The organism is Rothia sp. HMSC064D08, assembly GCF_001809525.1.
Taxonomy (GTDB): Bacteria; Actinomycetota; Actinomycetes; order Actinomycetales; family Micrococcaceae; genus Rothia; species Rothia dentocariosa.
Genome location: NZ_KV797900.1, coordinates 104,780 through 130,458 on the forward strand (window position 1 = coordinate 104,780; position 25,679 = coordinate 130,458).

A 25,679-nucleotide genomic window follows, 5' to 3' on the forward strand; every position below is an offset into this window, starting at 1 on the left:
ACAAAATTTTAGAGGAGAACATAAAGTGAAGAAAAAACAGCGAATTCCAGGATATTTTAAGTCGAATAATAAATTTAGGGATAAGAATAATAATCTAAACAGTTTTTTAAAATCACTTAAAGAGAGTTTTGAATTCACTAAAGAAAATTGGTTTATGATATCTTCCCTCTCGATTGTGTGTTTGTGTATAACTTTAATAAGGGCATATTCAGTGACATTTTCTGGTAATGTTGGAGCTGCAGCTGAATATGTTCAATATTATATTACAGGAAATCTATATAAGTTGGTTACATTTATATCTTTCCCCTTTGGGATCATTGTGTCAATAGTAATAATCCCTGTATGTGTTTCTGTCATATTAATGAGAGATAATAAGTATGGAAAAGTAAGAGAAGTATCAAGAGATACACTGCAAAGTGAGATGAATATGAATAAAGTTTTTCCTATTCGGCGTATATTTTTTGTAATGCTCATTATTTTTCTAATAAGCTTAGTTATTAACTTATTTTTATTGTATTTTTTAGCCGTTGAGATTAAATATGTATGCTGGATATTTATAATGTCATTAGTTATATCTTTTTTTAGTCTTTGCATGCCTTTTATAATGATGGCCGTTTTTATATTTACTGATGAAAAAATAAATTTAAAAGTTTGTGTATTAGTCGCTACTTTTGTTATGATGCTTATAATCAATTTAGCTGGAGATTTTGTAGGTGTTATAAACTGGGATGATAGCGGGTATGCGTCGTGCATTAAAGATAGTTCAAATCCCAATGATAAAGGTGTTACTGCTCTTCCTATCTCTTATGATACACGCGGGGTTCAAGTATTTACGGGAGAGTATGACTCCAACAGTAAAAAGTGGAAGAATGAGGGAGAAAATGTAATTCATCGAGAATATTTACAATTTGAGAAGGGTTATAAAGTTACCTCTGGTGCCTGCAAGTCTGGCTCTGGCATGTCTTCTGTACCTCCCCCGCAGGGGCAACAACTTCCCTAGTAGATTATATGAAACCTGAATTATACATTGTTCTTATTGTTGGCATCTTCCTCTCGGTTATACAACGTTCCTACTATTTGTATAATCCAAACACTAAGCAATATGTTCCGCTTATATTCTCTGTTCTAATAGGGTATCTGGGATATATGGGTCTTTTAGGAGTTATTAAAGAGATTGGTAGAAACAATTTAGAAGGATTTATTTTACTTTCAGTTTTTTCTGGCATACCAATTACCTTTACAGTTCTTTTTCTTCGAACCTTTGTGCAATTCCATGATAATGGTATAACCTACCGTAAGTTTGGGAGACGTAAAAAGTTTATGCCCTGGAAGGATGTCGTCGAACTTGAGTGGAGAAAAGATGACTGGCGTGATATCTTCCTGTATGTCGAAGACGAATCAGGCAATAGCGCAAAATTTATCAAGACGGTTTTTGTAGACCCCGGAATAGACCTCTACATGAAGTTTTATACTCGAACAGGGCGTTTTCCCGAATCTTATGAGGAATTGGCTAAAAAACTCAAGGTCAAAAAGCAAAAAAGATCGTTTTGGAAACACTTCTTTTTCCTCTTGCTAGAATCTATTTTCATGTTTGCGTCCAGACGATAACAGGTCGTTAGATATTCATCTTTAAGAACTATTCTTACCCCAATAGCGAGGAGCGCCCTATGAAAACTTTTTCCTATAACGGTTCTGCCGAGCAATTTACCGAAGTTCTCGACTACGGCGAAGTGCATCGTGAGGAAGCCATGATTACCCGGGCAGGGCATGAACCTGCTGTGGTTCTGCCTCCCTCCGAGTATGAATCACTCCGAGAAACTATGTACCTGATGAATTCTCCGGCGAATGCTCGTCGCCTTATGGATTCGATAGCCCTGCTTGAGCAGCATATTCATAAAACGGGAGCGGTTTCTGTATCTGAGGGCATTTGAACCGCACTTGGATAAAGAAACCGCTCCCGAAATGGGCGGCGACTTTATGTATATGTCCCTGCTGAACGTTACACCTGTTGTCCGCTTAGATTCTGACCGATTGGGTTTTCCGTAAGATACTGCGGAGCGGCTGCCAATGAGGCTTCCTGCATCAAAACCTGTTGATCCTCAGGGCTCGTTGGGGAAGGCCAGCGACCATTAATCTGGCGAAATACCAGTGCACACATAACCCGTTCGCCTCGCAGATACCGGGACGTAAATGCAATCTTGCGCTTATCTGCTGTCTTGAGAACCAACCATCCACCGGGATGCCCTGAGCTATACGCATACGAATCAATCTCGTGAAAAGGGATACGGGTAACTTTGCCGTACCAAGTGCACTGCTCAATATAATCTACACCGGTTTCAACATACTGACGTTGGCCCATGAGAATTGCCCAGACGCCAAACACTAAGCAGATTCCAATAACCCCAAACGCCATATATGGAGGCATCGGATTACTGCCCGAGATCAAAGCTGGGGTGATGAAGGCAAAGAGTACTCCCCCAGCGACGAGGAAGTAACCACAAAATCTGTACCAACTGGGCAGCTTTGCCCTGATCGTCCCATCGGGTTGAGGCTTTACCTGCGCGGCATGTTTTCTATAGAAGTATCCGCTAACCGCACCGATACACACTAGAAGAATCGCAGTAATAATAAAAGTCATATATCCATAATACGTGTTCAAAAACTGAGGAAGGGGAGACCAGATACGTGCGGGACCGATCTTAGAGTAAGGTTTTCTTGCCCACCTCCAAATCTCTTGCTGTTGTAGGCACCGTATCGTTACCGCCGCAAGCCCCGAGCTCTCGGAGTCTTCGCAAGGTACTGCTGAGCAGCTCTCAGGGATGATTCCTCTCCCAAGACTCGTTGTTCCTCCTGGTTATACGGGGAGGGCCAGCGGCCATTAATCTGGCGAAACGCCAACGCAGCGATCACCCGTTCACCCCGTAGAAAACGAGAGTTAAACGCTATCCTGCGTCTATCCGCCGTCTTAAGAACCAGCCAACCGCCAAGGCCCGCTGGACTATACGAGTACGAGTCAATCTCATGGAAGGGAATTCGGGTCACTTTGCCGTACCAAGCGCGGCGTTCGATATAGTCCACGCCGGTTTCAACGTATTGGCGCTGACCCATAAGAATCGTCACGATACCAAGACCGAAGGTCATAGCAGGAAAGCCAATCGCCATGTTCAGGGGCATAGGATTGCTGCCTGAACTTAAAATAAGTGAAGCAAAGGCTAAGAAGACTCCTGCTGCAATGAGAAAATAACCAAACGCGATGTACCAGCCGGGCAGCTTCGCTCGGACGGTTCCATCAGGCTGAGGTTTTATCCGCGCGGCATGTTGTCTGTAAAAATAGCTGCTTCCCGCACTAATACCTATCAGAAGAACCAACGTAGCGATAAAACTCATACCATCATCATACGTGTTCAAAACTTTCGGATTGGCGCAGAAATAACTGGAGAAACCGGTCTAAATGTATGGTAACCGAGCTTCATTGCTTTCCTATCAAGCCCTCTGTACATTATACTGTACAGAGAAAGAAGGTGTTTATGAAAACCATGTCTTACACCGAGTCTCGGGCTCGGTATGCTGAAGTACTTGACCACGTTGAAGACCACCGTGAAGAAATTGTTATTACTCGATCGGGGCACGAGCCAGCAGTTATCCTCTCCTTGTCTGAATATGAATCTCTTCAAGAGACTGCCTACCTTATGCGCTCCCCGGCTAATGCACGTCGTCTTATGGAATCTATCTCTCGTCTTGAAGCTGGTCTTGGGTCTGAACATCAGCTGATTGAGGAATAGTTGTGAGAATTATTTTTGACGATTCAGCATGGAGCGACTATCTCTGGTGGCAGGTGCAAGACCGGAAGGTTCTCAAGCGCATTAATCTACTGATCAAAGATGTTGAGCGAAATGGTAATGAAGGTATAGGGAAGCCTGAAGCTCTCAGACATCAATTTTCAGGCTGGTGGTCACGCAGAATTACTGATGAACACCGTCTCGTATACAAGCTTACTGACGACTCTATTGTCATAGCTTCATGCCGATACCACTATGGCGCGTAGAAGGGTTGGGTGTTGCCACAAGATTCAGAATCTTGTGGCAACACCCAACCCTTCGAGGAACGAAAACCTAGACAGAGCCTGCCGAAAACCTACCTCTTCACTTGCTCCAGCGCCTCACGCTGAGCCTTGGCGATGCGCTTCTCAGAGACCGTGTACGCCGTGCCGAGTTCCTGGGCAAAGAAGCTCACACGCAGCTCCTCAAGCATCCAGTTCACGCGAGCGAGCGCATCGGGAATAAGAGTCCCCTCGGGAAGCGACTTAACGGCGGAATCGTAGGAATCCTCCAAATCCTGCACCGTGAGCATGAGCTGATTATCTCGGTTCAGGTTCGGTCCCAGCTTCGTCAAGCGTATCTGCGCTGCCTTCAGATAGCGCGGCAGGTGAACCAACTGATCGTACCCGGTATTCGCCACGAATCCGGGGTACACCAGGTTATCGAGCTGCCCCTTCACATCTGAGACGGCGTGCATGGTGCTCAACGAGGTTGCTTTCTTAATGGCTTTGCGCAGCGCCGCCGCCTCTGAGAGGATTTCGGCAACCAGCTTGGTAACCTCAAAGACGGTATCGATCAGCTCGGCGCGCACATGCTCGAACAGTTCACGGTACTCGACGCGCGTGAACACGGGCTTATGCGGAACAAGCTTGTCGAGCGCGGCAACCGTGCAGTCCCGAATCAGTTCGTCAATCGAACCGTGCGGGTTCTGCGTGAACACAATCTTCTCTTTATTCGACAGGTGATCGCTCACATACCGCTCAGGTGAGGGCACCTGCAGCTGCAGAAGACGAATAATACCGCGCCGCTGCGAATGTACCTGCTCAGCCTCGGTGGGGAAAATACGGATGCCCACGCTCGTTTTTTCGTCCACCAGCGCCGGGTATCCGCTGACCGCCTGGGTTGCAATAATGCGCTGCACCTTGCGCGGAATCTCCTCGCCAGGAAAATCGGTCAGGCCCGTGGTTTCACGGATAGAATCTTGAGAATCTGCACCCTGAGCGGCGGTTTTCCCGGGTTTTGTGCCCGACCCTGCGCTGTTTTCCTGCGCGCCCTGCTGCGCCGAACCGGTTCGCGATGAAGCCCCCTGCACTGAGTTCCCGCCCGCGAGCACCGCCATCTTCGCCACCGTATCCTCCGAAGCGCCCAGCGAATCTGCCAGGGCTGAGCGGATCTGCGCATGAAGTTTTTGCTGCAGCTCACGAATATCTTTGCCTTCGCCCAGAATCTTATTGCGGGCATCGCGCACCTGGAACGTGAACTTCAGATGATCCGGCACGGAGTCCCAATCAAAGGCATCCGGCTCAACCACCACGCCGCGCAGACGGCGCAGCACCAGCGCGAACGAGGGCAGAAGCTCGTCAGTCGCGGGGGAGTAGTCCGCCTCTAAAGACTCCAGCGCCATGCGTGCAACATCCGGGGCGGGCACAAAATTACGGCGAATCGCCTTCGGCAGCGATTTAATGAGTGCCGTTAAAAGTTCATGGCGCATCCCCGGAATCTGCCAGCGGAACGGCTCGGGGGTCAGCTGGTTCAAGAACAGAATCGGTACCTGAACCGCCACGCCGTCGCGCTTTGCCGCATCCGTGCGGGCACTGCCCAACCCCGCACCCGGGGCGTATTCGTACCGCAAATCCAGGGTGAGTTCGCCGCCGTCGGTACGCTGCACCCACTGGCGCGGGAACTGCGAATCGTCATAATCGGCGGCATCCTCATTAATAAGGTTTTCCGGGTTGAAATCGAGCAGGTTATCGTTCTCTAAACGTGCGTGCTTCCACCATTTATCGAAGGAACGAACGTCCGTTACATACTCGGGGATACGCGCATTATAGAACTCGAAAAGCACGGCGTCATCCACTCGCAGATCGCGACGACGCAGGCGAGCCTCAAGCTCCTCAACCTCAGCCAGGGCACGCAGGTTGCGCTTGTAGAACTTGTGCTGGGTGCGCCAGTCGCCCTCCACCAGGGCGGAACGAATAAAAATTTCACGTGCAGCGGCGGCATCTACCCGGGAATACTGCACAGCACGGTCGGCATAAATCGTCAACCCGTACAGGGTGCCCTTCATATACGCCACGGCGGCACCTCGGCTTGCCGACCAGTGCGGCTCGGAATACTGCTTCTTCAGCAGGTGCCCGCCCACTTCTTCAACCCACTGCGGCTCAATCGCGGCGTTTGTGCGTGCCCACAGCCGGGAAGTCTCTACAAGCTCGGCAGAAAGCACCCAATCGGGGTTCTGCTTGAAAAGCCCTGAACCTGGGAAGATAGCGAATTTTGTGCCGCGCGCCCCCAGATATTCGCGCGGACCACGCGGGGCTTTGCCGTAGGTTTTCTCACGCTCCTCTTTAGCGCCCACATGCGAGAGCAGACCCGAAAGCAGGCTCTTATGAATCTCAACCTCACGCCCCGATGCGTCAATATCGCGCCCGTTCGACACGCGGATATTCGCGGTGCGCCCCATCTCACGCAGCTGAGCGAAAAGATCCTGCCACTCACGAATACGCAAAAAGTTAATAAACTCGCGGTGGCACATTTTTCGCAGCTGCGAAGAGGAAAGCTCAGCCTGGCGCTCATTAATGTACTGCCACAGCAGCAGGAACGACGAAAAATCAGATTTATCGTCCGTGAAACGGGCGTGCATCTCATCGGCGGTGCCACGCACCTCAGCCGGGCGTTCACGCGGATCCTGAATCGTCAAAGCGGCGGCAAGAACCATCATCTCTTTAGCACAGTCACGGCGCGAACCCTCAATAATCATGCGCGCCAAGCGCGGATCGACCGGGAACGCACTCATTGCACGCCCCGTAGCAGTCAGCGTCGAGGTAGCACGATGATGCTTCCCCCTCTTATCCGTGCGCGCCGGTTTTTCAGAAAGCGCCCCAAGCTCACGCAGTAGATTCACGCCGTCATTAATCGCGCGTGATGCGGGCGGCTGCACAAACGGGAACCGCGCAATATCGCCGGGCTCACGCACCACGCCGATCGCAATCATCTGCAAAATAACGGCCGCCAGGTTCGTGCGCAGAATCTCCGGGTCGGTAAACTCGCTGCGCGACGCGAAATCGTCCTCAGAATACAGCCGAATCGCAATACCATCGCTCACACGACCGCACCGCCCCGAACGCTGGTTCGCGCTCGCCTGCGAAATCCGCTCGATCGGCAGACGCTGCACCTTCGTGCGCGCCGAATACCGCGAAATGCGGGCAGTACCGGTATCGATCACATACTTGATACCCGGTACCGTCAGCGAAGTTTCCGCAACGTTCGTCGCCAGCACGATGCGCGGCCGACTCCCCGGCGTAAACACGCGGTGCTGTTCTGCTAACGACAGACGCGCATACAGCGGCAGAACCTCATAGTTCATACGTGGGGACTTGGCAACCAAAGACTCTAAAGCATCGTGAGCATCACGAATCTCGCGCTCGCCCGAGAAGAAAATCAGGATATCGCCGGGTGCTTCCTTTGACAACTCCTCAACGGCGGCAAGGATTCCATCGGTTGGGTCACGGTCTTCGTCGCCTTCATCTTCATCAGCGTAGTCGTCCCCATCGAGCGGGCGGTAGCGAATCTCCACCGGATAGGTGCGCCCTGAGACCTCAATAATCGGGGGAGCATCATCGGGAAGAATCTGCTCGGCAAGCTCACGTTCCTCATCGCTGAGAGAATCGTCTACCACACCCTTACCTGGCACGAAACTCGGTGCGAAATGCCTCGCGAATCGTTCAGGATCAATGGTTGCGGAGGTAATAATTACCTTCAAATCAGGTCGTTGCGGCAGAATCCGCTTCAAATACCCCAAAATAAAATCAATATTTAGGCTGCGCTCATGTGCCTCGTCAATAATGAGCGTGGAATACTTGCGCAGCAGCTTATCGTGCTGAATTTCGGCGAGCAGAATACCGTCCGTCATGAGTTTGATGGCGCTGTTCTCGCCCACCTCAGAGGTGAAACGCACCTGGTAACCCACGGTCTCACCAATTTTCTGCCCCAGCTCTTCGGCGATGCGCTCCGCCACCGAACGCGCGGCAAGGCGGCGCGGCTGGGTGTGCCCAATCATGCCTTTCTCGGCAAGACCGAGTTCCAGGCACATCTTAGGCAGCTGCGTGGTCTTACCCGAGCCGGTCTCGCCAGCAACAATGATGACCTGATGATCACGAATAGCCGTCTTAATGTCTTCGCGGCGCTCGCTGACGGGCAGTTCTTCGGGATAAGTAATCACAGCGGGAATCAGCGGGGTGTAGGGACGCTGTTCGGGCCGGTCCCGGTGGCTCTTGCGGCGTTCGCGTTTTTGCGGGTTTTTGGGGCGTGAAGCGTTATTTTTACGTGAGGAATTCTTGTGGGAAATATCCCGCTTTGCACCTGACTCTGCCGTGGAAGTATCATCAGGCTTCTCATCGGATGTTTGGGATGTGCGCGCTGGCTTTTGAGGTGCGCGCATCGGCGCCGCATGAATGGCAGCCGCCATGCTCGCCATACTGGGTGCGGTTCGAGCGGTCTTAGGAGTATCTGTGTGTTCGGTGGGTTTCTGCTCAGACATATTGTTACTAGTTTACTCTTCTGTATTTGGTGCCCAAGAAAGCCGTGCTTTCGGCGAAGTCTTGTGTAATCTTGGAGCAGATACTAATAATCTCAAACGCAAAGGCAGGTCATGAAAATAAAACTGCGGGCTTGGCGGGAAGATGATGCCTCAAGACTCTATGACATATACCGTGCAACGCCCGACCTTGTACATCAGATGCCAGCTCTCGGTAGTGTAGAAGATGCGCGAGCTCTCATCTGCGAAGAGCTTCTTCCGTCTTCTGAACACATCACGTGGTGCCTGGAAGCTGACAACCAAGCTGCAGGATGCATAGGTTTCAGATGTATGGGGCGCCAGCCTTCTGGAACCTGGGATAGAGCTTGGGTTTACTACTGGATCTCGGCAGAAACCCGAGGGCTCGGTATAACACGTCGATGCGTGCGTGCGGCGTGCGACTGGGCACAGAATATAGACGCGTCGATTGATAGCGCTATATCACCCGGAAAACCCGCAGAACAAGCCAAGATCAGCTACGATTTCTCAGCTCTTATAGCCGCAAGGTCCCCACGTGTTCGTCGTTTAGAGCTTGGGTACCGCACCAATAACCCGGCATCAGCGGCAGTGGCGCGCCATACAGGGTTCGTGGTTGAGGGCGTAGAACGTGAAAAGTTCTGCTACAACGGCGTGCTCTATGATGCCGCCATAGCCGCGCGCCTTCACAGAGACGTGGACCATATGCTGGCAGCCACCTCATCGTCTGGAGTGTCGGCAGCCCTATAAAGATTCAGGTTCTTCTTCCAGAGAACACGTAGAATCCTAAGGAACAAGCACCACTTTGCCGCGCACATGCCGGGAGCCCACAAGCTCATGAGCTTTCGCTGCCTGCTCTAGCGGGAAAGTCTGATCTACGTGAATTTTCACGATCCCCAGCGACATGAGTCGAGCAATCTCACCCAGCTGATAACGGTCGGGATGCACCGTCAGCCACTCTGCCGTAAACCCGCGCTCGCGTGCAGTCTCTAAAGGATCGGGGCTTGTGAGGGTCACGATTCGACCGCCCGGAACCAGTACATCCAAAGAATCTACGAAGGTTTGTGCACCCGTAGAATTCAGTACCACATCAAGGGTAGGACCTAGAACCTGCCGGAAATCTTGGGTTGTGTAGTCGATAAATTCTGCGCCCAAAGACTGTATAAACTCACGGTTTTTCTCAGAAGCCGTAGCGTAAACTGTAGCGCCAGCGTCGAGGGCAAGCTGAATCGCGAGATGACCAACACCGCCTGCGCCCGCATGGATCAGCACGCGTTCCCCGGAAGAAAGTTTCGCAACCTCAAAAAGTGCCTGGTATGCCGTCAATGCTGCCAGGGCACCGGCACCCAGCTGCTCATCGGGAATATCTGCAGGGGCGTGCACAAGCTGATGGGCAGGAGCCAAAACGTATTCGGCATATGTCTTACCCGGATGCGGAAACTGCACCAGCCCGAAAACCTTCTCGCCTGGCTGGAATCCCGTGTAATCGCCCGCCGTTTCACAAACCAAACCGGCAACATCCCATCCTAAAACGGCGGGTTCTTGGTCAAGATTAATCAATGATGCCGCAGGGCCCAATCCCTTGCGCGTTGTAAGGTCTATAGGATTAACACCAGCGGCGGTAACTTTGAGAAGAACATGCCCGCGAAGGGGCGAAGGCATAGGAGCCTCTGTAAAATGCAGGTTCTCGGGCTCACCCCATGCGGTGAGCTGTACCTGGTGCATGGTCATGGTGAACCCCTTCTGCCTTGACGATAACGGTTGGAAACATTCTCTCAAGCGCAAGTCACGGGGCAAAATAGCATGTCATAAAAGGCAACTCTCACACGTGCCGTTCTCATGACGAGTATGTGCATATCTAGCTAAATTGAAGCCCTATCAGTTCCTGTAGTAGAGAGCTATCAGCGTCGTGAGGGCTTATTGTCTAACTATAGAAACCCGGGAACCCTAGTATTACGCAATCTTCTGAATGGACGTTTCAATCTTTCCCGATAGTCGGTAAAGCATCTGGAGGTTAATAAGAATCACAGCGCTCAAGACCACGGTCAAAATAACTAATTTGAGGTAATCGATATGCTGGGTAGCAAAGATAGCGTATAAGGTAATAGCGTTAAGCGGCATCGTAAATACTGCGGTCCTGCTGCCCGGTGCCCACCCAGGAAAGATAAACGCCTCGCGGATATGAAGGATAAGATGCAGAATATAAGCGATAAAGATAGCTGTGACGGTCTCAATGGAATCAAATATGACCCCGCTAAAAAGAATCAAACAAGCAACAATAAATTCTTCACCTATCATGGCGGCAATAACTGCGGTTGAGGGGTAATGGTCTTGCCCCGCTATAAAGATTTCGTCGTGGTACCGGTTATCGCTGGAGTACTTCTCGATATAGCGGCGCACGAAGATGATCTCCTCAAATTCGTGCACCATGAAGAGAGCGATCGTAATAAATGCAAAAGTGCCTATAGACATCCTAGCCTCCCAGGTTCCTGCATGGTTTCGTTTCTCTACGTTATTTCATGGTATGGCTCAGCGGGCTAATGTCAGTAGTTCAATAAAAATGGTCTACCCGCTGAAGCGGATAGGCCAATAAAAAAGTGCCCTTGAAAGGATTCGAACCTTCGACTTCTTGCTCCGGAGGCAAGCGCTCTATCCACTGAGCTACAAGGGCTGACATATGAAATTTTGGTGACCGCCTTGGCACCTCAACCGGAAACTAGGCGTTTCAGCCGCATACGGCGCACAAGCGAACCTCTATATCCTATCAGATGTTGCTAGAATATGTAGCTATGACTCCCGAAGAATTATCAGCAGCAATTGCTCAAGAACTCGATAAAACTATCGCATCCGGTCAGCTTACCCTCGCAGATAACGCAGAGCTTCCCCTCGCGCGCGTGGAACGCCCGAAATCTCGCGAACACGGTGACTGGGCGACTAATATTGCGCTGCAGCTCGCCAAGAAAGTTGGCAAGAACCCTCGCGAAGTAGCAGCTGTTCTTGCCGATAAAATTGCCTCAATTCCGGGAGTTTCAACGGTAGATATTGCCGGTCCAGGCTTCCTCAATATAACCCTGGATGCGGCTGCGGCAGGCACCCTCGCCGCCACTATCGTCGAAGCTGGAAATACATACGGAACCAGCGATAAATTCGCGGGAAAAACCATTAACCTTGAATTCGTCTCGGCTAACCCCACCGGCCCCATCCACTTGGGTGGAACCCGCTGGGCGGCCGTGGGTGATGCGCTCGCCAATATCCTCGAAGCCGAGGGCGCAAATGTGGTGCGCGAATACTACTTCAACGATCACGGCACTCAAATTGATCGGTTCGTAAACTCGCTTCTTGCTGCCGCCAAGGGAGAGCCTACCCCTGAAGACGGCTATGCGGGCGCCTATATTACCGATATCAAAGATCAGATTCTCGCCCAACGCCCAGACGCGCTCGACGCCGAAAACCCCGCAGAAGTTTTCCGTGAGATCGGAACCGAGCTTATGTTCGCACAGATTAAAGAGTCTCTGCACCGTTTCGGTACCGACTTTGATGTCTTCTTCCACGAAAACTCGGTATTTGAATCTGGCGAGGCCGACCGCATCATTGAGCAGATGAAACAGGATGGTCAGCTTTTTGAATCCGAGGGCGCGTGGTGGATGCGCACCACTGACTACGGCGATGACAAAGACCGTGTGGTCATTAAATCGGATGGTAATCACGCCTATGTTGCTGGAGATATTGCGTATTTCCGCAATAAAATGACCCGTCCTGAGAACCCTGCGGACATAGCCATCTATATGCTTGGTGCAGACCATAGCGGCTACGTAGGACGACTCAAGGCTATCGCTCAAATCTTGGGGTACCGGACCGAGCAGATTGAGGTCATGATTGGGCAGCTGGTGAACCTTGTCAAGGACGGCAAACACGTGCGTATGTCGAAGCGCGCCGGTAACGTCGTCACCCTTGAAGACCTTGTAGAGGCTGTGGGTGTGGATGCGGCACGTTACGAACTGATCCGCTACTCGGTAGACAGCACAATTGATATCGACCTTGATCTGCTGGTGCAGAAGAGCAGCGATAACCCTGTCTATTATGTGCAGTATGCGCACGCCCGCACCGCGGCTGTAGAACGTAATGCCATTGATGCTGGCGTGCATCTTGCCGATGGCGTGGACACAGGGCTTCTGAATACGCCCGCAGATACTGAGCTTCTTGCAGTGCTGGGGCAATACCCGGCAACCGTGCGTACTGCAGCGGAATTCTACGAGCCGCACCGCGTGAGCCGTTATCTGGAAAACCTTGCGGCGGCCTACCACAGCTGGTATGGCCTCTCGCGCGTGGCTCCAAAGGGCGATGAGCCAGTGACTGATCTGCACCGTACCCGTTTGCTTCTCAACAATGCAACACGTCAGGTACTCGCCAACGGATTGGGTCTGCTGGGGGTCACCGCCCCCGAGCGTATGTAATTCCGAACCTGTCGGAAGCCGCGTACCCCTCCAACACGATGACGGGGTACGCGGCTTTTGTTTATTTATTGGTTTATCCGCTATCTGAACACCGCCCATGAGCAGCATCGTGACGGCGAGGCGTTCCGATATAGTGGTGATGGCATCACGAATCTGTGACCGTGACACAAGACCCGAGGACTTCTGCATGAGCGACGCACAATCCCTGTACGCCCCCGACTGGCTTACCTGCCCCGAACATCCGGCCGAGCTGAACCGTACCATCTGGACGGACTCATTTCAGCGTAATCATGGGGGAGAACTAACCATTGACGGCATTGCAGCGAGCGAGCTTGTCAAAGAGTTTGATACTCCGCAGTACGTATTTTCGGAAGATACATTCCGAGCTAGGGCGCGCGGGTACCGCCAGGCATTCGAGGATGCTTTCGCCCGGTATGGCGCGCAGGTGAGTGTCTACTACGCGGGAAAGTCATTCTTGTGCACGTCCGTGGCGCGGTGGGCGCATGAAGAAGGTTTGTGTCTTGATACGGCATCGGGAGGGGAACTGGCGATTGCCCTGCGGGCTCAGGTTCCCGGGCAAAATATTGCGTTGCACGGTAATAACAAGTCGCGCGGCGAGATTGTGCGCGCCATCAAACACGGGGTAGGGCGTGTGGTGGCAGATTCCGTTGACGAGCTTAAACTCATCGCGTATGTGCATGCCGAACTGAACGCAGAACGCGCCGCAGCGGGGCAGGAGCCGTATCCGGCGGTTCCCGTGCTCATTCGGATTACGCCCGGTGTACATGCCTCCACCCACGAATCTATTGCTACGGCGCATGAAGATCAAAAATTTGGGATGTCGCTTCAGCCTGGAACCGCGCGTCTTGCCGGGTTAGAGGCAGATGAACTTGAGTATTGGTCAACCACTGAGGACGAATCCTACGCGATGCTTGCCGCCGGTATCCTCACTGCCACAGATTCCCTGGATTTTCGGGGTATTCACTGCCATATAGGTTCGCAGATTTTTGAAGCTCAAGGTTTCGAGCAAGCGGCAGATACTGCCCTCACCTTTATGCATGCCGTGAACCAGAAATACGGTATCAGTCTGCCTGAGCTTGACCTGGGCGGCGGCTACGGTATTGGCTATACCGAGGCCGATACCCCGCGCAGTATTGAGCAGATTACCGTCTCGATTGCGGATGCAGTCGCGGCAACCTGCGAGCGTCTTGGCATGACGATTCCGCATATGTCTTTTGAGCCTGGCCGCTCGATTTCAGGCCCCTCAGGGGTGACACTTTACACCGTTGGCACCATCAAAAACGTGAGTATTGAGGATGAGCACGGTCAGATTCGAGTGCGCCGGTACGTCTCTGTGGACGGCGGTATGAGTGATAATGCGCGCCCAGTGCTCTATGACGCCGACTATGCGGTAACCCTGGCAAACCGCGCCCCGGCGGGAGAGCACGTGCTTTCACGTGTGGTAGGTAAACACTGCGAATCGGGTGATATTGTGGTGCGGTATTGCTATCTTCCTGCTGACCTGCGTGCGGGGGATATTCTCGCGGTGCCAGCTACCGGTGCGTACTGTTATGTGCTGGGGTCGAACTATAACTACCTGAGCCGTCCGCCGGTTATTGCTACGTCGGCGGGGGAAGCGGCGCATCCTATTATTCGTCGCCAAAGCGAAGATGAGATGCTTGCTCTCGATACGGGCTTCTAGTACGGGCACCAAATCTTTTCCGCATGATGACCCGCATGGCGTATGTTTGGGTAAGAAACTGCTTGTAATATAACGACACCCCCGTAAATGGCGGTAATGTTGGCGTCTTGACCGCGTCCAGGCGCCGCTCTCTTGATACAGTTGATGATGACGTCGCCCGTTCGTACAGGCGCGTTCACCACTCGGTCAAAATGTAGGAGATAACGTGACTGACACCATTAAGGTTGCTCTGCTCGGCGCTGGGAACGTTGGTTCTCAGGTAGCGCGTATTTTTAGTGAGGATAGCGCGGTTCTCAAAGAACGGATAGGTGCGCCTGTTGAGCTGATCGGTATAGCCGTGCGTGATATTGCGGCTAAACGCCACTGGGATGCCGACCCAGGGCTGTATACCACCGATGCAGACGCCCTGATTGACGCTGCCGACGTGGTGATCGAGCTGACCGGCGGTATTGAACCTGCACGAACCCGCATTCTGCGCGCTCTAGAGGCAGGTAAATCGGTGGTTTCAGGGAATAAAGCGCTCCTGGCAAAGCACGGTGTTGAGCTTCAGGCTGCTGCCGATAAGTCCGGTGCACAGCTTTCCTATGAGGCGGCGGTCGCCGGTGCAATTCCGATTTTGCGCCCCCTGCGCGATTCTTTGGCAGGCGATACCGTCACTCGTGTGCTGGGCATTATGAACGGCACCACCAACTACATTCTGGACCAGATGGATACCACCGGCGCAACCTTTGCCGATGCGCTCAAAGACGCCCAGGAACTCGGCTACGCCGAAGCAGACCCCACCGCCGACGTTGAAGGCCACGATGCCGCATCAAAGGCTGCTATTGTAGCCTCATTGGCGTTCCATTCTGATTTCACCATTGATGACGTTCACGTTGAGGGTATTACCGCCGTAAGCGCCGATGACGTTGCCGCCGCAGATGCCGACGGCTACGTGATTAAACTCCTGGCTATTTGTGAGCGAGATGGCGACGGAGTCAATATCCGTGTGGCTCCTACGCTTATTTCGCGGCAGCATCCGCTGGCGGGTGTTCACGGCGCGTTTAACGCCGTGTTTGTGCAGGCACAGAATGCAGGCGAGCTGATGTTCTACGGCCCTGGTGCAGGTGGAGCACCGACTGCTTCCGCCGTTCTGGGTGATTTTGTGTCGTTAGCGCGCCGCCTGGTATTGGGTGGTCCGGGTGTGCCCGAGTCCTCTTATGCGCAGCTGCCTGCTACCGGATTGGGCGACATTATCTCCCGCTACTCGGTAGGCATGCTGGTTGATGACAAATTGGGCGTGCTCGCAAACATTGCCCGTATTTTCGCCGAACACGGTATTTCGGTGGATTCTTTGCGTCAATCTACTCCGCGGGATGGCGCCGCACAGATTCGCCTGGTGACGCACTCTGCCAAAGACTCTGACCTGCGCCGCGCGATCGCGGTGATCGACGGTTTAGATACTGTGCGTGAGATTATTTCCGTGATTCGCGTCGAGTCCGGTAAATAGATCAGGAAGACTAGAATTTCAGCGCGGAAATTCTCAAGTCCGCGCGAGTAAAACCATCAGCAGAAAGTAGGAGAATCCCATGGCACATGTGTGGCAGGGCGTCATTAACGAATACCGCGATCGTCTTCCGTTCGGGGACGAGGTAAAACCGGTAACTCTAGGCGAAGGCGGAACCCCGCTGATTCACGCACCGGCGCTGTCAGCGCAGACTGGCAATACGGTATACCTCAAATTCGAGGGGATGAACCCCACCGGATCTTTCAAAGACCGCGGCATGACGAGCGCTATTACCGCCGCTAAACGCGAAGGTGCGAAGGCTGTTGTGTGCGCTTCGACCGGTAATACTTCAGCGTCGGCAGCGGCATATGCGCTTCAAGCGGGGATGCGCTGCGCGGTACTCGTGCCGGACGGCAAGATTTCGATGGGTAAACTCTCGCAGGCCATCGCCCACGGTGCCGATATTATTCAGATTGACGGAAACTTCGATAACTGCCTCGAAATTGCCCGTAAACTTAGCGAGAATTACCCAGTATTCTTGGTGAACTCGGTGAACCCCTACCGCATTGAGGGGCAGAAGACCGGTTCTTTTGAGGTCGTCGACACCCTGGGAGACGCCCCCGATTACCATCTGCTCCCGGTAGGTAACGCGGGCAATATCACCGCTTACTGGAAGGGATACAAGGAGTATTCAGAACCCTATACGAACCGTGACGGCAAGGTCCTAGAGCCGGTCGCCACCAAGCGACCCATCATGTGGGGTTTCCAAGCAGCTGGCGCGGCCCCGATTGTTGCAGGACACCCGATTGACACTCCCGAAACGATTGCGACCGCAATTCGCATCGGTAACCCTGCCTCATGGGAGAAAGCTGAAGCGGCACGCGACGAATCCGGCGGCGTGATTGAGGCCGTTACCGATGAAGAGATTCTTGAGGCGCACCGCTGGCTCTCTTCCCGCGAGGGCGTTTTCGTTGAGCCTGCTTCAGCCGCTGGCGTCGCAGGTTTGCTCAAGAAACACCGCGCGGGTGAGGTTCCTGAAGGCAAGACTATTGTCATTACGGTGACAGGTCATGGTTTGAAGGACCCACAGTGGGCGCTGGAACCGGTCAACGGTGCGAAAGTTGAACCGACTAAGGCAGCCTTCGATGTTGTGGCTGTGGCAGATATTCTTGACCTGAACTAACCACCCTATAGCCTGTTAACCGATAGGTCGATGCGCCCTTGTCCGAGAAAATTTTCTTGGGCAAGGGCGTCTTATTCTGTCCGTAACCCGCTCAATGCTAGGATAAATTCTCGTAAAGTAAGTGACATTAGTGTTGTTCCACCGCTTGAACAGCACGGTATGCGCTCCTAACATCCACATGCACCCGAGGTTTCCATGTCGAATTCCGATACCCCTATCACATGCGCAGATATTCCTGTCGGTAAAACCGTCACCGTCAAGGTTCCGGCATCAAGTGCTAACCTCGGGCCCGGCTACGATACCTTAGGGGTGGCCTTAGGGTTTTATGATGAACTTAGGGTTGAGCGTATTTCTGAAGGTTTAGAATTTGAGCTTTCCGGCGAGGGCAGTGAGGCCGTACCGCGCGATGAAACCCATCTAGTGATTCAGGCGATGCATGCCGCCTTCGAGAGGGTCGGGCTTCATGAGTTCCCCGCCCTCAGGCTGACGGCACACAACCGTATTCCGCATTCACGTGGCATGGGCTCATCTGCCTCCGCTATTGTTGCGGGCGTTGCGGCGGCTTCCGGGTTGCTTCCCGAGCACGCTCAATTGAGTCGTGACCAGATTCTTCAAGTAGCTTCAGACCTTGAAGGACACCCCGATAATGTGGCGCCTTCGGTGTATGGTTCGCTATCAATATCCTGGGGCGAACTGGGGGACTGGCGCTCGTTGGTCGTACCGGTTCATTCTGCTGTTGTACCTATCGTAGCGGTACCCGATTATGAAGTTTCTACAAAACTTGCACGTTCGCTGATTCCTGCTGAGATTCCGCATGAGCAAGCTGCGGCAAACTCAGGTCGTGCTGCTTTATTGATTCAAGCCCTTTCGCAAGCACCGGAGTATCTTATGGATGCAACCGTGGACTATCTGCATCAGGGGTACCGTATTCCTGCGATGCAACCGAGTGCGGCGCTGGTTGCCTATCTGCGTGATCGGCAGCTTCCCGCCGTAATTTCGGGGGCCGGGCCTACCGTATTAACCTTCTCCCGTAGCTGTGAAGAAGTCGCTGCAGCACAGCGAGCGATCGCTGAGTTTGAGGCTACTCATGAGGGGAGCGAATATGAGGGGCGTCGCCTGTCATGGCGCGTCATGCCCCTTGAAATCGATGCAGAAGGTGTTATAGTTACACAGTAAGGTGTTTTTCACCTGCATGGTTTATCGTGTTTGTTTTATCTCCCGGTCGCACGAAGAACCGCCACATCCGGGAATGGAAAGTATTTTCTTTGAACCACGTCTTTTTGTGTGTTCGCGTATGCTTCTTCTTCCGTGGGGAGCTCGCGAGGAAATATTTTTCTGTGGTTATGTATTTTTTGCCTCACTTCACAAGGACTTTGCCGTTTCTTGACCCCACGTAACGACGGTTCGAAAGTGAGTGCCTCGGATATACATGAGGCAGTATAGCGTAGCGCGATACCGCACAGTATGCGGTATGTAGTTTCTACACTGTATGCATGATGAGAAAAACCCGATCCTCAATTCTGAGAGGATTTTCTGGGTGTCCCTGACTAAAAGGATAAATCGTTTGGCAAAGAACATTGTCGTGATCGAGGATAATGGCACCGGTTCCGGTGACGCCTTCTCCGAATTCAGCGGCTTGAAGGTCGCACAGCTTCGTACTCTCGCTCAGCAGCTCGGTATTCGTGGATACCTGAAAATGAAGAAAGCTGAGCTTGTGGAAGCGTTAACCCTGCATCAGCGCGGCGGCACCACCGAAGGTGCCGAGGCTGCCTCGACTCAAGAAAGCACGAAAACTTCTAAAAACACCCGCTCAAAGTCGCAAGATTCTCAAGCGCAGGATGAGACTCCGGCACAGAAGCGCGCGCGTAGTCGCAAGACCGCTAAGGCAGCTTCTGAAGAAGCCGCTAAACCTGATGAGGCTTCCTCAACAAAGAAATCTTCCGAAGAAGCAGCATCTGGCGAGAGTACCGAGACCCCCGAGCGCGAGGAACGTACCACTCGCCGCACTCGAAATTCACGATCTCGGAAAGACCGTGAAGCTAAGAACGGTCGCGGTCCCCAAGAGGGTAAGAATGCGGATTTGCCTCCCTTAGATGTGAAAGCAGAACTGGCTTCTGAAAGCATCGGTTCGCGTTCTGCACAGCGTGATCTTCCGGAGAATTCCGCCGATTTGAAAGCCACAACTTCGGATGGCTCTACTACCCTGGACTCCATTACGGCGGCTCTGGATATGACTTTCGGATCTGAACCTGAGAAGCCGACTAAACGTACCCGCACACGCGAGCGGAATAACCGTCGTAAGGGCGAAGAAGAGGCCGAAGAGCGCACTAGCCGCCGTAACAAGCGTGACCGTTCTGAGAAGAATGAGCGTTCTGAGAAAAACGATCAACGATTCGAAAAACAGAATCAGAATCGTGAGGAGCGCACTAGCCGCCGCAATAAGCGTGACCGCTATGAAAAGAATGATCGTCGTAACCGTCGTGGGGATTCCGATGAGCCTCAGGTGAATGAGGACGACGTACTGGCACCGATTTCCGGTGTCCTCGATATCCTCGATAATTATGCTTTTGTGCGCACCTCCGGCTATCTGCCCGGTCCGAACGATGTCTATGTATCCCTGGCTCAGGTTAAGCGTTACCACATGCGTAAGGGTGACCATATTCTGGGCGCTATTCGCGTGCCGCGCGAGGGAGAACAAAACTCGCGCCAGCGTTTCAACGCGCTTGTGAAAGTTGAAGCTATTAATGGGCAGCCTGTGGAAGAAGCTTCCAGCCGTCGTGAGTTCTCGAAACTTACCCCGCTGTATCCCAAGGAACGTCTGCGCCTAGAGACCACCCCGAAGAAACTGGGTACCCGTGTTGTTGATCTGGTATCTCCGATCGGTAAAGGTCAACGCGGTCTGATCGTCTCGCCGCCAAAGGCCGGTAAAACCCTTATGTTGCAGTCGATCGCGAACGCTATTACTGCCAACAACCCTGAGGTTTACCTCATGATGGTTTTGGTGGATGAACGCCCTGAAGAAGTAACCGACATGCAGCGTACGGTCTCCGGCGAGGTTATAGCTTCAACCTTCGACCGTCCTGCTGAGGATCACACCACCGTTGCTGAGCTGGCTATCGAACGCGCTAAGCGCATGGTTGAGCTGGGTTACGATGTGGTCGTGCTGCTGGATTCCATGACTCGTCTGGGGCGTGCCTACAACCTGGCGGCTCCTGCCTCCGGTCGTATTCTCTCCGGCGGCGTCGATTCTGCCGCTCTGTACCCGCCGAAGAAATTCTTCGGTGCCGCTCGTAACATCGAAGAAGGTGGCTCGCTTACTATTCTGGCGACGGCTCTGGTAGAAACCGGCTCGAAGATGGATGAAGTTATCTTCGAAGAGTTCAAGGGCACCGGTAATATGGAACTGCGTCTGTCACGTCAGCTCGCGGATAAGCGTATTTTCCCGGCGGTGGATATTAACGCCTCCGGCACACGCCGCGAAGAGAATCTGCTCTCTCCGGACGAAGTTAAGATTATGTGGGGTCTGCGCCGTGCTCTGGCTGGTATGGAACCCGAGCAGGCTCTAAATATTCTTACGAACCAGCTTCGGAAGACTGAGAGCAACGTTGAATTCTTGCTGACCGTTCAGAAGAATGGGCTGCGCCTTGTGGATTAGCAAGGTAACCGTCTCGTAGCGGTTATCGCACAGCATTGTTCGCCCCGTACCGCCCAAAAGATTGTGCGGTACGGGGTGTGCGGTGCCTAGACCCTGTAATAATGAAGTGAAGATATACGCGAGTCCCGAAAATCGGCGCGTATACAAAGGTAAGAGAGCAAAAATGTTTGAGTCTATCCAGGTGCTCCTTGACGAGCACACTGAGCTTCAGGAGCAGCTGGCTGACCCCGCCGTTCAGGCAAATCAGGGGAAGGCTCGCCGCGTGGGGCGGCGTTATGCGGAACTCACCGGTATCGTGACCGCATATAACAAATACAAGTCCTTGGCGGATGACTTAGAAGCGGCGCGTGAAATGGCCTCAGAAGACCCCGATTTTGCGGCTGAGATTCCTACTCTTGAGGCCGAGCTTGAAGAAGCCCAAGAGAGGCTACGCCGTCTTTTGATCCCTCGTGATCCTGATGATGGCCGCAACGTTATTCTTGAGGTCAAAGCGGGCGCGGGCGGCGACGAGGCGGCTCTCTTCGCGGGTGATCTTTTGCGTATGTATCTGCGTTATGCCGAGCATAAGGGCTGGAAGACCGAGGTTATTTCCTCCACCAGTACCGATGTGGGTGGGTACAAGGATGCCCAGATAGCAATCAAGGGAACCTCCAACGAACCTGCCGAAGGCGTATGGGCACACATGAAATATGAAGGCGGCGTGCACCGAGTTCAGCGTGTTCCCGCAACTGAATCGCAGGGGCGCATTCACACGTCGGCTGCGGGCGTGCTCGTATTTCCTGAGGTTGATGAACCCGAAGAGATCGAGATCAGTCAGAACGACCTGAAGATTGATGTTTACCGTTCTTCCGGTCCCGGCGGGCAGTCTGTGAATACAACCGACTCTGCCGTGCGTATTACTCATCTTCCTACGGGCATTGTTGTGGCTATGCAGAATGAGAAATCACAGCTGCAGAACCGCGAAGCTGCAATGCGCGTGCTGCGTGCCCGTTTGCTGGCGCATCAGCAGGAACAGATCGACGCTGAGAACGCCGCGCATCGTGCCTCTCAGGTGCGTACGATGGACCGTTCGGAACGCATACGTACCTACAACTTCCCCGAGAACCGTATTGCCGACCATCGTACCGGATACAAAGCATATAACTTAGACGCGGTTTTGGACGGCGACCTTGATCCAGTTGTGCAGTCTGCCATCGAAATGGATGAGGCTCACCGACTGGAACAGGTTGGCCAAGAGCAGGAATAATCCGAGGCGACGCAGAAGTGACAGGATTACGGGTCACCCCAACAGCACACCGCGGCGAAGGGCTTGATGAAGCCTTGCGCCGCGGTGCTAACGTACTGCGTCACGCCGGGATAGAACAATATCGAGCGGACGCCGAACTTCTTGCCGCATATCTGTTAGATACGGATTCTCAAGGCGTTCAGTGCAGCAGCTACGGGAAAACCCAAGTAACTCGTGCGGACGTGCAGCGGTTCGCCCTGATGGGGCGTAGGATTACGCCACAAGATTCAGTACGCTATACGGAACTGCTAGAGTGCAGAGCTCAGCGCGTTCCGTTGCAGCATATTACGGGGGTCGCACCTTTTTATCACCTGGAGATAAAGGTAGGTCCGGGTGTTTTTATCCCTCGTCCTGAAACTGAGCTTCTAGTGGAGGAAGCTCTACGGGTCTTGGCGACATACGAGTCTAACGCTCGCCCTCGCGTCGTGGATTTATGCACGGGATCCGGGGCAATCGCCGCAGCAATTAAAGAAGAGAATCCTCAAGCAGAAGTTTTTGCGGTTGAACTTTCCGAGCAGGCTCTCCTCTGGGCACGCAAGAATCTTGATCCTCAGAATGTACACCTTATTCCGGGCGATATTCGTACCTCGCTTGAAGATCTGCCCGGATACTTTGACTTGGTGCTTTCAAACCCTCCATATATTCCTCCCCACCGCAAACCCCAGGCTCCTGAAGTCGCCGAGTATGACCCGCAAATGGCGCTTTATGGCGGGGGAGAAGACGGCATGGAAATTCCTCGGGAGGTAATCGCTCGGGCTCACTATCTTTTGCGTCCCGGCGGTTTCTTTATGATGGAGCACGATGATTCACAAGAGACCCGAGTGGCTGAGACATTGGCGGCACAGGGGTTTGTGAGCATATACTCAATCCGAGATTTGAACGGCAAACCCAGACACACCGCGGGATATAAACCCCGGTAGAGAGCGGTATATTCGGGCGTGGCCACTCGCTTATTGCGTAACCTTGTCACACCATCCACCGCCTCGTACCAAAACATGAGAGAATAAGGCACGTGAACGCAAAGCTGTACCCAGTAACGACTGATACCGAGACCACGGAGGCCGTCGAAGCCGCTCGTGAGGCATTGAATGCCCACGAAACTATCGTGATTCCTACCGATACCGTCTACGGCATCGCCTGTGATGCTTTCTCGCATCAGGGCGTTTCGAAGCTTCTGGCTGATAAAGGCCGTTCCCGTACCATGCCTCCGCCTGTGCTGATATTCGACCTTGCAGCTCTTGCGGGCGTTGCTGACGAAATCCCAAACGATGTTTATGATTTGGGCAATAAGTTTTGGCCCGGAGCTCTAACAATTATTCTGTATTCCTATCCGTCGCTGACGTGGGATTTGGGCGAAACTCAAGGGACGGTTGCTGTACGTGTGCCCGACGATAAGTTTGCGCTCAAGCTTCTGACTGAGCACGGTCCATTGGCGGTGTCTTCGGCTAACAAGACAGGACAGCCTGCGGCAGCTAATGCCGAAGAAGCGCTTAATCAGCTGGGTGAGGACGTCACGCTTGTTGTGGACGATGGTCCTCGTCCTGCACCGCAGGAAGACGGAAGCGTTGGCGATAGCAAGCCGTCCACAATTCTGGACTGTACTTCGACCCCTTATGTTGTGGTTCGTGAAGGGGCTATTACCGTTGAAGAGCTTCGTGAGGTTGTGCCTTCAATTGTGACCCGTAGCGAGCTCAATGCTCGTAACGAGGAGAAGGATAAGCAAGAAGCCTCCGCTCAAGAAGATACTGAGCAAAAGCCGACCGGTCAGGAAGACCTTGATGAAGCTTATGACCAGTGGGACGCTGAGCATGCCGGCGGCGGCAAAGAACCGGAACGTGCAGCATCACCAGTAGCCGGTTCTATCGCAGACATGCTGTTGGGCGCCGTTAATACCGCCACCTCGTTTGCTGCCGATAAAAAGCCTGAGGTCGATCAAAAACGCTCGCGCGGTTACCGCAATAACACACCTCAGCCGGTCAAGACAGCGCAGGCTCCAGTTAAGCCGGTATCGACGGATGCGGCTCGCGCCCTCGTGCATGGCGAGGCGAAATCAGAATCTTAGAGGGCAGATAACTCTCACAAGAAAATACTGCTATTCAAAAACGGTGAGGGAATCGAGATACTAACTCTCGAATCCCTCACCGTTGCTTATTCTGTGTAGAAAAGTGTAAGGACCTGTAGCTAGGCGTTCTTAAATCGCTTATCTTTCTTTTTACCGAGTGCAGTATGGGCATTGCGCAGCACTTCACGCACTCGCGGCTCGGGTAGAAGACCGTTTTCACGAGCCCAGGAATCGTCGAGTTCTTGTCCAAACCACATGAGCTCGACTTTGCGAACGGAACCTTGGAACCTATCGTTCATCATTTCGGAGACCGTATACCCGGTCTTAACCGCCAGATTGCACAGCCATTCAGGCAGGTGCACGGGCTTGCGGCGACCGGCATCCGCCATGGTAGAGGCTACCGTCTCGCCTTCCCACGGCTGCAGCACAATAGAGGGCAGCTCACCCTTAAAGGAGCCGACTTTAACCACAAATTCAGCCAGTGCATATGAGCTCGATACAGGGGATTTGCGGGTTCCTGCACCTGCTACAGAAGCTAACGGGGAAGAGGCTATTTTGGCGAAGACCTCGGTAGTACGGCGCCCGCGCCCCTGCACGCTGGTGGCACGCAGGATGCACAGCTCAACAGGTTCAGAGGTTTCGCCATGCGAGGCCTCGTGGAACGTATCCTGCAAGTCTAAAAGAGCTTCTTCACCCAAGGCTTTTGAAAAGGAGTATGCGCTAAAGGGAGCTGTGTATTCGCTCGCATCAAGAACAGATTTTGCGCCCTGAACTGCTGCCGAACTGAGGTGAATAACTCGGCGTACTCCGGTACGGTGTGCTGCTATAGCGATAACCGCTGGTAACAGAGCATTAGCACCCACTAGCGCAGGTACGTCTTGCATATTGGGGGCAGCAAGACCTGCTGCGTTAACAACAACCTGAGCCCCGGCAAACGCATCCGCTAGGGAGTCGATGATGCCTTCAAGGAGCTGAGCTTCTTCGATAATAGTTCTTGAGTCGAGTGCTCGGGTTGCTAAACGGGGTGCCTCAATGGGATCTACGCTGATTCCTTCGGCATTTAGTCGTGCCACGATGGACGACCCCACGAAGCCACTTGCACCGATAACTTTCCATTTAGACTCGGACACGTCTTTTCACCTTTCTCACCCCAAACTGTTACGGAGTGTGTATTTCAACTTTCGCATATTCGGTGGTGTTTAAGAAACAGAAATAACGTTTTAGAGTAGTACTTCAGGGCAGAAGAGAGCTAAAGCATAGTCGTGG

General features: G+C 52.9%; 21 protein-coding genes and 1 tRNA gene. 15 read left to right on the forward strand and 7 right to left on the reverse strand.

Going from position 1 to position 25,679, the window contains the following annotated elements; all coding sequences use genetic code 11:
- Positions 1-25 precede the first annotated feature (25 nt).
- From HMPREF2625_RS07240 to HMPREF2625_RS07250, 3 genes are read left to right on the forward strand one after another with little or no spacing between them, the layout of a single operon-like run.
- On the forward strand, positions 26-1,000 hold the full coding sequence (locus HMPREF2625_RS07240; RefSeq protein WP_070523465.1) for a hypothetical protein: 975 nt from the start codon (positions 26-28) through the stop codon (positions 998-1,000).
- An 8-nt stretch (positions 1,001-1,008) separates the two neighbouring features.
- Positions 1,009-1,608: a hypothetical protein gene (locus HMPREF2625_RS07245; protein ID WP_070523468.1), complete on the forward strand. Its 600-nt coding sequence runs from the start codon at positions 1,009-1,011 to the stop codon at positions 1,606-1,608.
- Positions 1,609-1,667: 59 nt separating this feature from the next.
- Complete coding sequence (locus HMPREF2625_RS07250; protein WP_070523472.1) at positions 1,668-1,931, forward strand: type II toxin-antitoxin system Phd/YefM family antitoxin; 264 nt, start codon at positions 1,668-1,670, stop codon at positions 1,929-1,931.
- Positions 1,932-1,999: 68 nt separating this feature from the next.
- On the opposite strand, the gene HMPREF2625_RS07255 is transcribed toward HMPREF2625_RS07250, so the two are convergent.
- A complete protein-coding gene (locus HMPREF2625_RS07255) occupies positions 2,000-2,638 on the reverse strand; it encodes a hypothetical protein (protein WP_070523475.1) in 639 nt (212 codons plus the stop codon).
- A 119-nt stretch (positions 2,639-2,757) separates the two neighbouring features.
- On the reverse strand, positions 2,758-3,174 hold the full coding sequence (locus HMPREF2625_RS07260; RefSeq protein ID WP_246826743.1) for a hypothetical protein: 417 nt from the start codon (positions 3,172-3,174) through the stop codon (positions 2,758-2,760).
- Positions 3,175-3,527: 353 nt separating this feature from the next.
- Here HMPREF2625_RS07260 and HMPREF2625_RS07265 point away from each other — a divergent pair, with 353 nt between their 5' ends.
- Both HMPREF2625_RS07265 and HMPREF2625_RS07270 read left to right on the forward strand, forming a co-directional pair.
- Positions 3,528-3,782 (forward strand): type II toxin-antitoxin system Phd/YefM family antitoxin, encoded by a 255-nt coding sequence (locus HMPREF2625_RS07265; RefSeq protein ID WP_048751938.1) that lies wholly within the window; start codon positions 3,528-3,530, stop codon positions 3,780-3,782.
- A 2-nt stretch (positions 3,783-3,784) separates the two neighbouring features.
- Entirely contained in the window at positions 3,785-4,045 is a 261-nt protein-coding gene (locus HMPREF2625_RS07270) for a Txe/YoeB family addiction module toxin (RefSeq protein WP_013398864.1), read from the forward strand.
- A gap of 89 nt (positions 4,046-4,134) precedes the next feature.
- Here HMPREF2625_RS07270 and hrpA read toward each other — a convergent pair whose 3' ends face one another.
- Complete coding sequence (hrpA, locus tag HMPREF2625_RS07275) at positions 4,135-8,574, reverse strand: ATP-dependent RNA helicase HrpA (protein WP_070523481.1); 4,440 nt, start codon at positions 8,572-8,574, stop codon at positions 4,135-4,137.
- Positions 8,575-8,685: 111 nt separating this feature from the next.
- On the opposite strand from hrpA, the gene HMPREF2625_RS07280 reads away from it, so the two are divergent.
- Positions 8,686-9,336: a GNAT family N-acetyltransferase gene (locus tag HMPREF2625_RS07280; RefSeq protein ID WP_070523484.1), complete on the forward strand. Its 651-nt coding sequence runs from the start codon at positions 8,686-8,688 to the stop codon at positions 9,334-9,336.
- A 36-nt stretch (positions 9,337-9,372) separates the two neighbouring features.
- On the opposite strand, the gene HMPREF2625_RS07285 is transcribed toward HMPREF2625_RS07280, so the two are convergent.
- The 3 genes from HMPREF2625_RS07285 to HMPREF2625_RS07295 form a co-directional block, all read right to left on the reverse strand.
- On the reverse strand, positions 9,373-10,317 hold the full coding sequence (locus HMPREF2625_RS07285; protein ID WP_070523487.1) for an NADP-dependent oxidoreductase: 945 nt from the start codon (positions 10,315-10,317) through the stop codon (positions 9,373-9,375).
- 222 nt (positions 10,318-10,539) lie between these two features.
- On the reverse strand, positions 10,540-11,058 hold the full coding sequence (locus tag HMPREF2625_RS07290; RefSeq protein WP_070523491.1) for an HXXEE domain-containing protein: 519 nt from the start codon (positions 11,056-11,058) through the stop codon (positions 10,540-10,542).
- A gap of 126 nt (positions 11,059-11,184) precedes the next feature.
- Positions 11,185-11,257, reverse strand: a tRNA-Arg gene (locus HMPREF2625_RS07295).
- A 118-nt stretch (positions 11,258-11,375) separates the two neighbouring features.
- On the opposite strand from HMPREF2625_RS07295, the gene argS reads away from it, so the two are divergent.
- The 9 genes from argS to HMPREF2625_RS07340 all read left to right on the forward strand — a co-directional run bounded on the left by argS (position 11,376) and on the right by HMPREF2625_RS07340 (position 24,413).
- On the forward strand, positions 11,376-13,040 hold the full coding sequence (gene argS / locus HMPREF2625_RS07300; protein ID WP_210394400.1) for an arginine--tRNA ligase: 1,665 nt from the start codon (positions 11,376-11,378) through the stop codon (positions 13,038-13,040).
- 187 nt (positions 13,041-13,227) lie between these two features.
- Positions 13,228-14,742, forward strand: a complete 1,515-nt coding sequence (lysA, locus tag HMPREF2625_RS07305) for a diaminopimelate decarboxylase (protein ID WP_070523498.1) — start codon at positions 13,228-13,230, stop codon at positions 14,740-14,742.
- 205 nt (positions 14,743-14,947) lie between these two features.
- Complete coding sequence (locus HMPREF2625_RS07310; RefSeq protein ID WP_070523502.1) at positions 14,948-16,231, forward strand: homoserine dehydrogenase; 1,284 nt, start codon at positions 14,948-14,950, stop codon at positions 16,229-16,231.
- Between the two features lie 79 nt (positions 16,232-16,310).
- Positions 16,311-17,411 (forward strand): threonine synthase, encoded by a 1,101-nt coding sequence (gene thrC / locus HMPREF2625_RS07315; RefSeq protein WP_070523506.1) that lies wholly within the window; start codon positions 16,311-16,313, stop codon positions 17,409-17,411.
- Positions 17,412-17,606: 195 nt separating this feature from the next.
- Positions 17,607-18,587 carry a homoserine kinase gene (gene thrB, locus HMPREF2625_RS07320; protein ID WP_070523510.1) on the forward strand — a complete coding sequence of 327 codons (981 nt, stop codon included), beginning with the start codon at positions 17,607-17,609 and terminating at the stop codon, positions 18,585-18,587.
- Positions 18,588-18,975: 388 nt separating this feature from the next.
- Entirely contained in the window at positions 18,976-21,066 is a 2,091-nt protein-coding gene (rho, locus tag HMPREF2625_RS07325) for a transcription termination factor Rho (RefSeq protein WP_070523513.1), read from the forward strand.
- 163 nt (positions 21,067-21,229) lie between these two features.
- Positions 21,230-22,312 (forward strand): peptide chain release factor 1, encoded by a 1,083-nt coding sequence (gene prfA / locus HMPREF2625_RS07330; RefSeq protein ID WP_004004426.1) that lies wholly within the window; start codon positions 21,230-21,232, stop codon positions 22,310-22,312.
- Between the two features lie 17 nt (positions 22,313-22,329).
- Positions 22,330-23,271 carry a peptide chain release factor N(5)-glutamine methyltransferase gene (prmC, locus tag HMPREF2625_RS07335; protein ID WP_070523516.1) on the forward strand — a complete coding sequence of 314 codons (942 nt, stop codon included), beginning with the start codon at positions 22,330-22,332 and terminating at the stop codon, positions 23,269-23,271.
- A 92-nt stretch (positions 23,272-23,363) separates the two neighbouring features.
- Entirely contained in the window at positions 23,364-24,413 is a 1,050-nt protein-coding gene (locus HMPREF2625_RS07340; protein WP_070523519.1) for an L-threonylcarbamoyladenylate synthase, read from the forward strand.
- Positions 24,414-24,532: 119 nt separating this feature from the next.
- Here HMPREF2625_RS07340 and HMPREF2625_RS07345 read toward each other — a convergent pair whose 3' ends face one another.
- Complete coding sequence (locus HMPREF2625_RS07345; protein WP_013398879.1) at positions 24,533-25,543, reverse strand: NAD-dependent epimerase/dehydratase family protein; 1,011 nt, start codon at positions 25,541-25,543, stop codon at positions 24,533-24,535.
- Positions 25,544-25,679 lie beyond the last annotated feature (136 nt).

Bases quoted from the DNA above. Each gene is read 5' to 3' on its own strand.
- argS (WP_210394400.1), top strand. From the start codon at position 11,376: ATGACTCCCGAAGAATTATCAGCAGCAATTGCTCAAGAACTCGATAAA.
- hrpA (WP_070523481.1), bottom strand. From the start codon at position 8,574: ATGTCTGAGCAGAAACCCACCGAACACACAGATACTCCTAAGACCGCT.
- thrB (WP_070523510.1), top strand. From the start codon at position 17,607: ATGTCGAATTCCGATACCCCTATCACATGCGCAGATATTCCTGTCGGT.
- lysA (WP_070523498.1), top strand. From the start codon at position 13,228: ATGAGCGACGCACAATCCCTGTACGCCCCCGACTGGCTTACCTGCCCC.
- prfA (WP_004004426.1), top strand. From the start codon at position 21,230: ATGTTTGAGTCTATCCAGGTGCTCCTTGACGAGCACACTGAGCTTCAG.
- thrC (WP_070523506.1), top strand. From the start codon at position 16,311: ATGGCACATGTGTGGCAGGGCGTCATTAACGAATACCGCGATCGTCTT.
- HMPREF2625_RS07255 (WP_070523475.1), bottom strand. From the start codon at position 2,638: ATGACTTTTATTATTACTGCGATTCTTCTAGTGTGTATCGGTGCGGTT.
- HMPREF2625_RS07245 (WP_070523468.1), top strand. From the start codon at position 1,009: ATGAAACCTGAATTATACATTGTTCTTATTGTTGGCATCTTCCTCTCG.
- HMPREF2625_RS07285 (WP_070523487.1), bottom strand. From the start codon at position 10,317: ATGACCATGCACCAGGTACAGCTCACCGCATGGGGTGAGCCCGAGAAC.
- HMPREF2625_RS07265 (WP_048751938.1), top strand. From the start codon at position 3,528: ATGAAAACCATGTCTTACACCGAGTCTCGGGCTCGGTATGCTGAAGTA.
- HMPREF2625_RS07250 (WP_070523472.1), top strand. From the start codon at position 1,668: ATGAAAACTTTTTCCTATAACGGTTCTGCCGAGCAATTTACCGAAGTT.
- HMPREF2625_RS07290 (WP_070523491.1), bottom strand. From the start codon at position 11,058: ATGTCTATAGGCACTTTTGCATTTATTACGATCGCTCTCTTCATGGTG.
- HMPREF2625_RS07280 (WP_070523484.1), top strand. From the start codon at position 8,686: ATGAAAATAAAACTGCGGGCTTGGCGGGAAGATGATGCCTCAAGACTC.
- HMPREF2625_RS07260 (WP_246826743.1), bottom strand. From the start codon at position 3,174: ATGCCCCTGAACATGGCGATTGGCTTTCCTGCTATGACCTTCGGTCTT.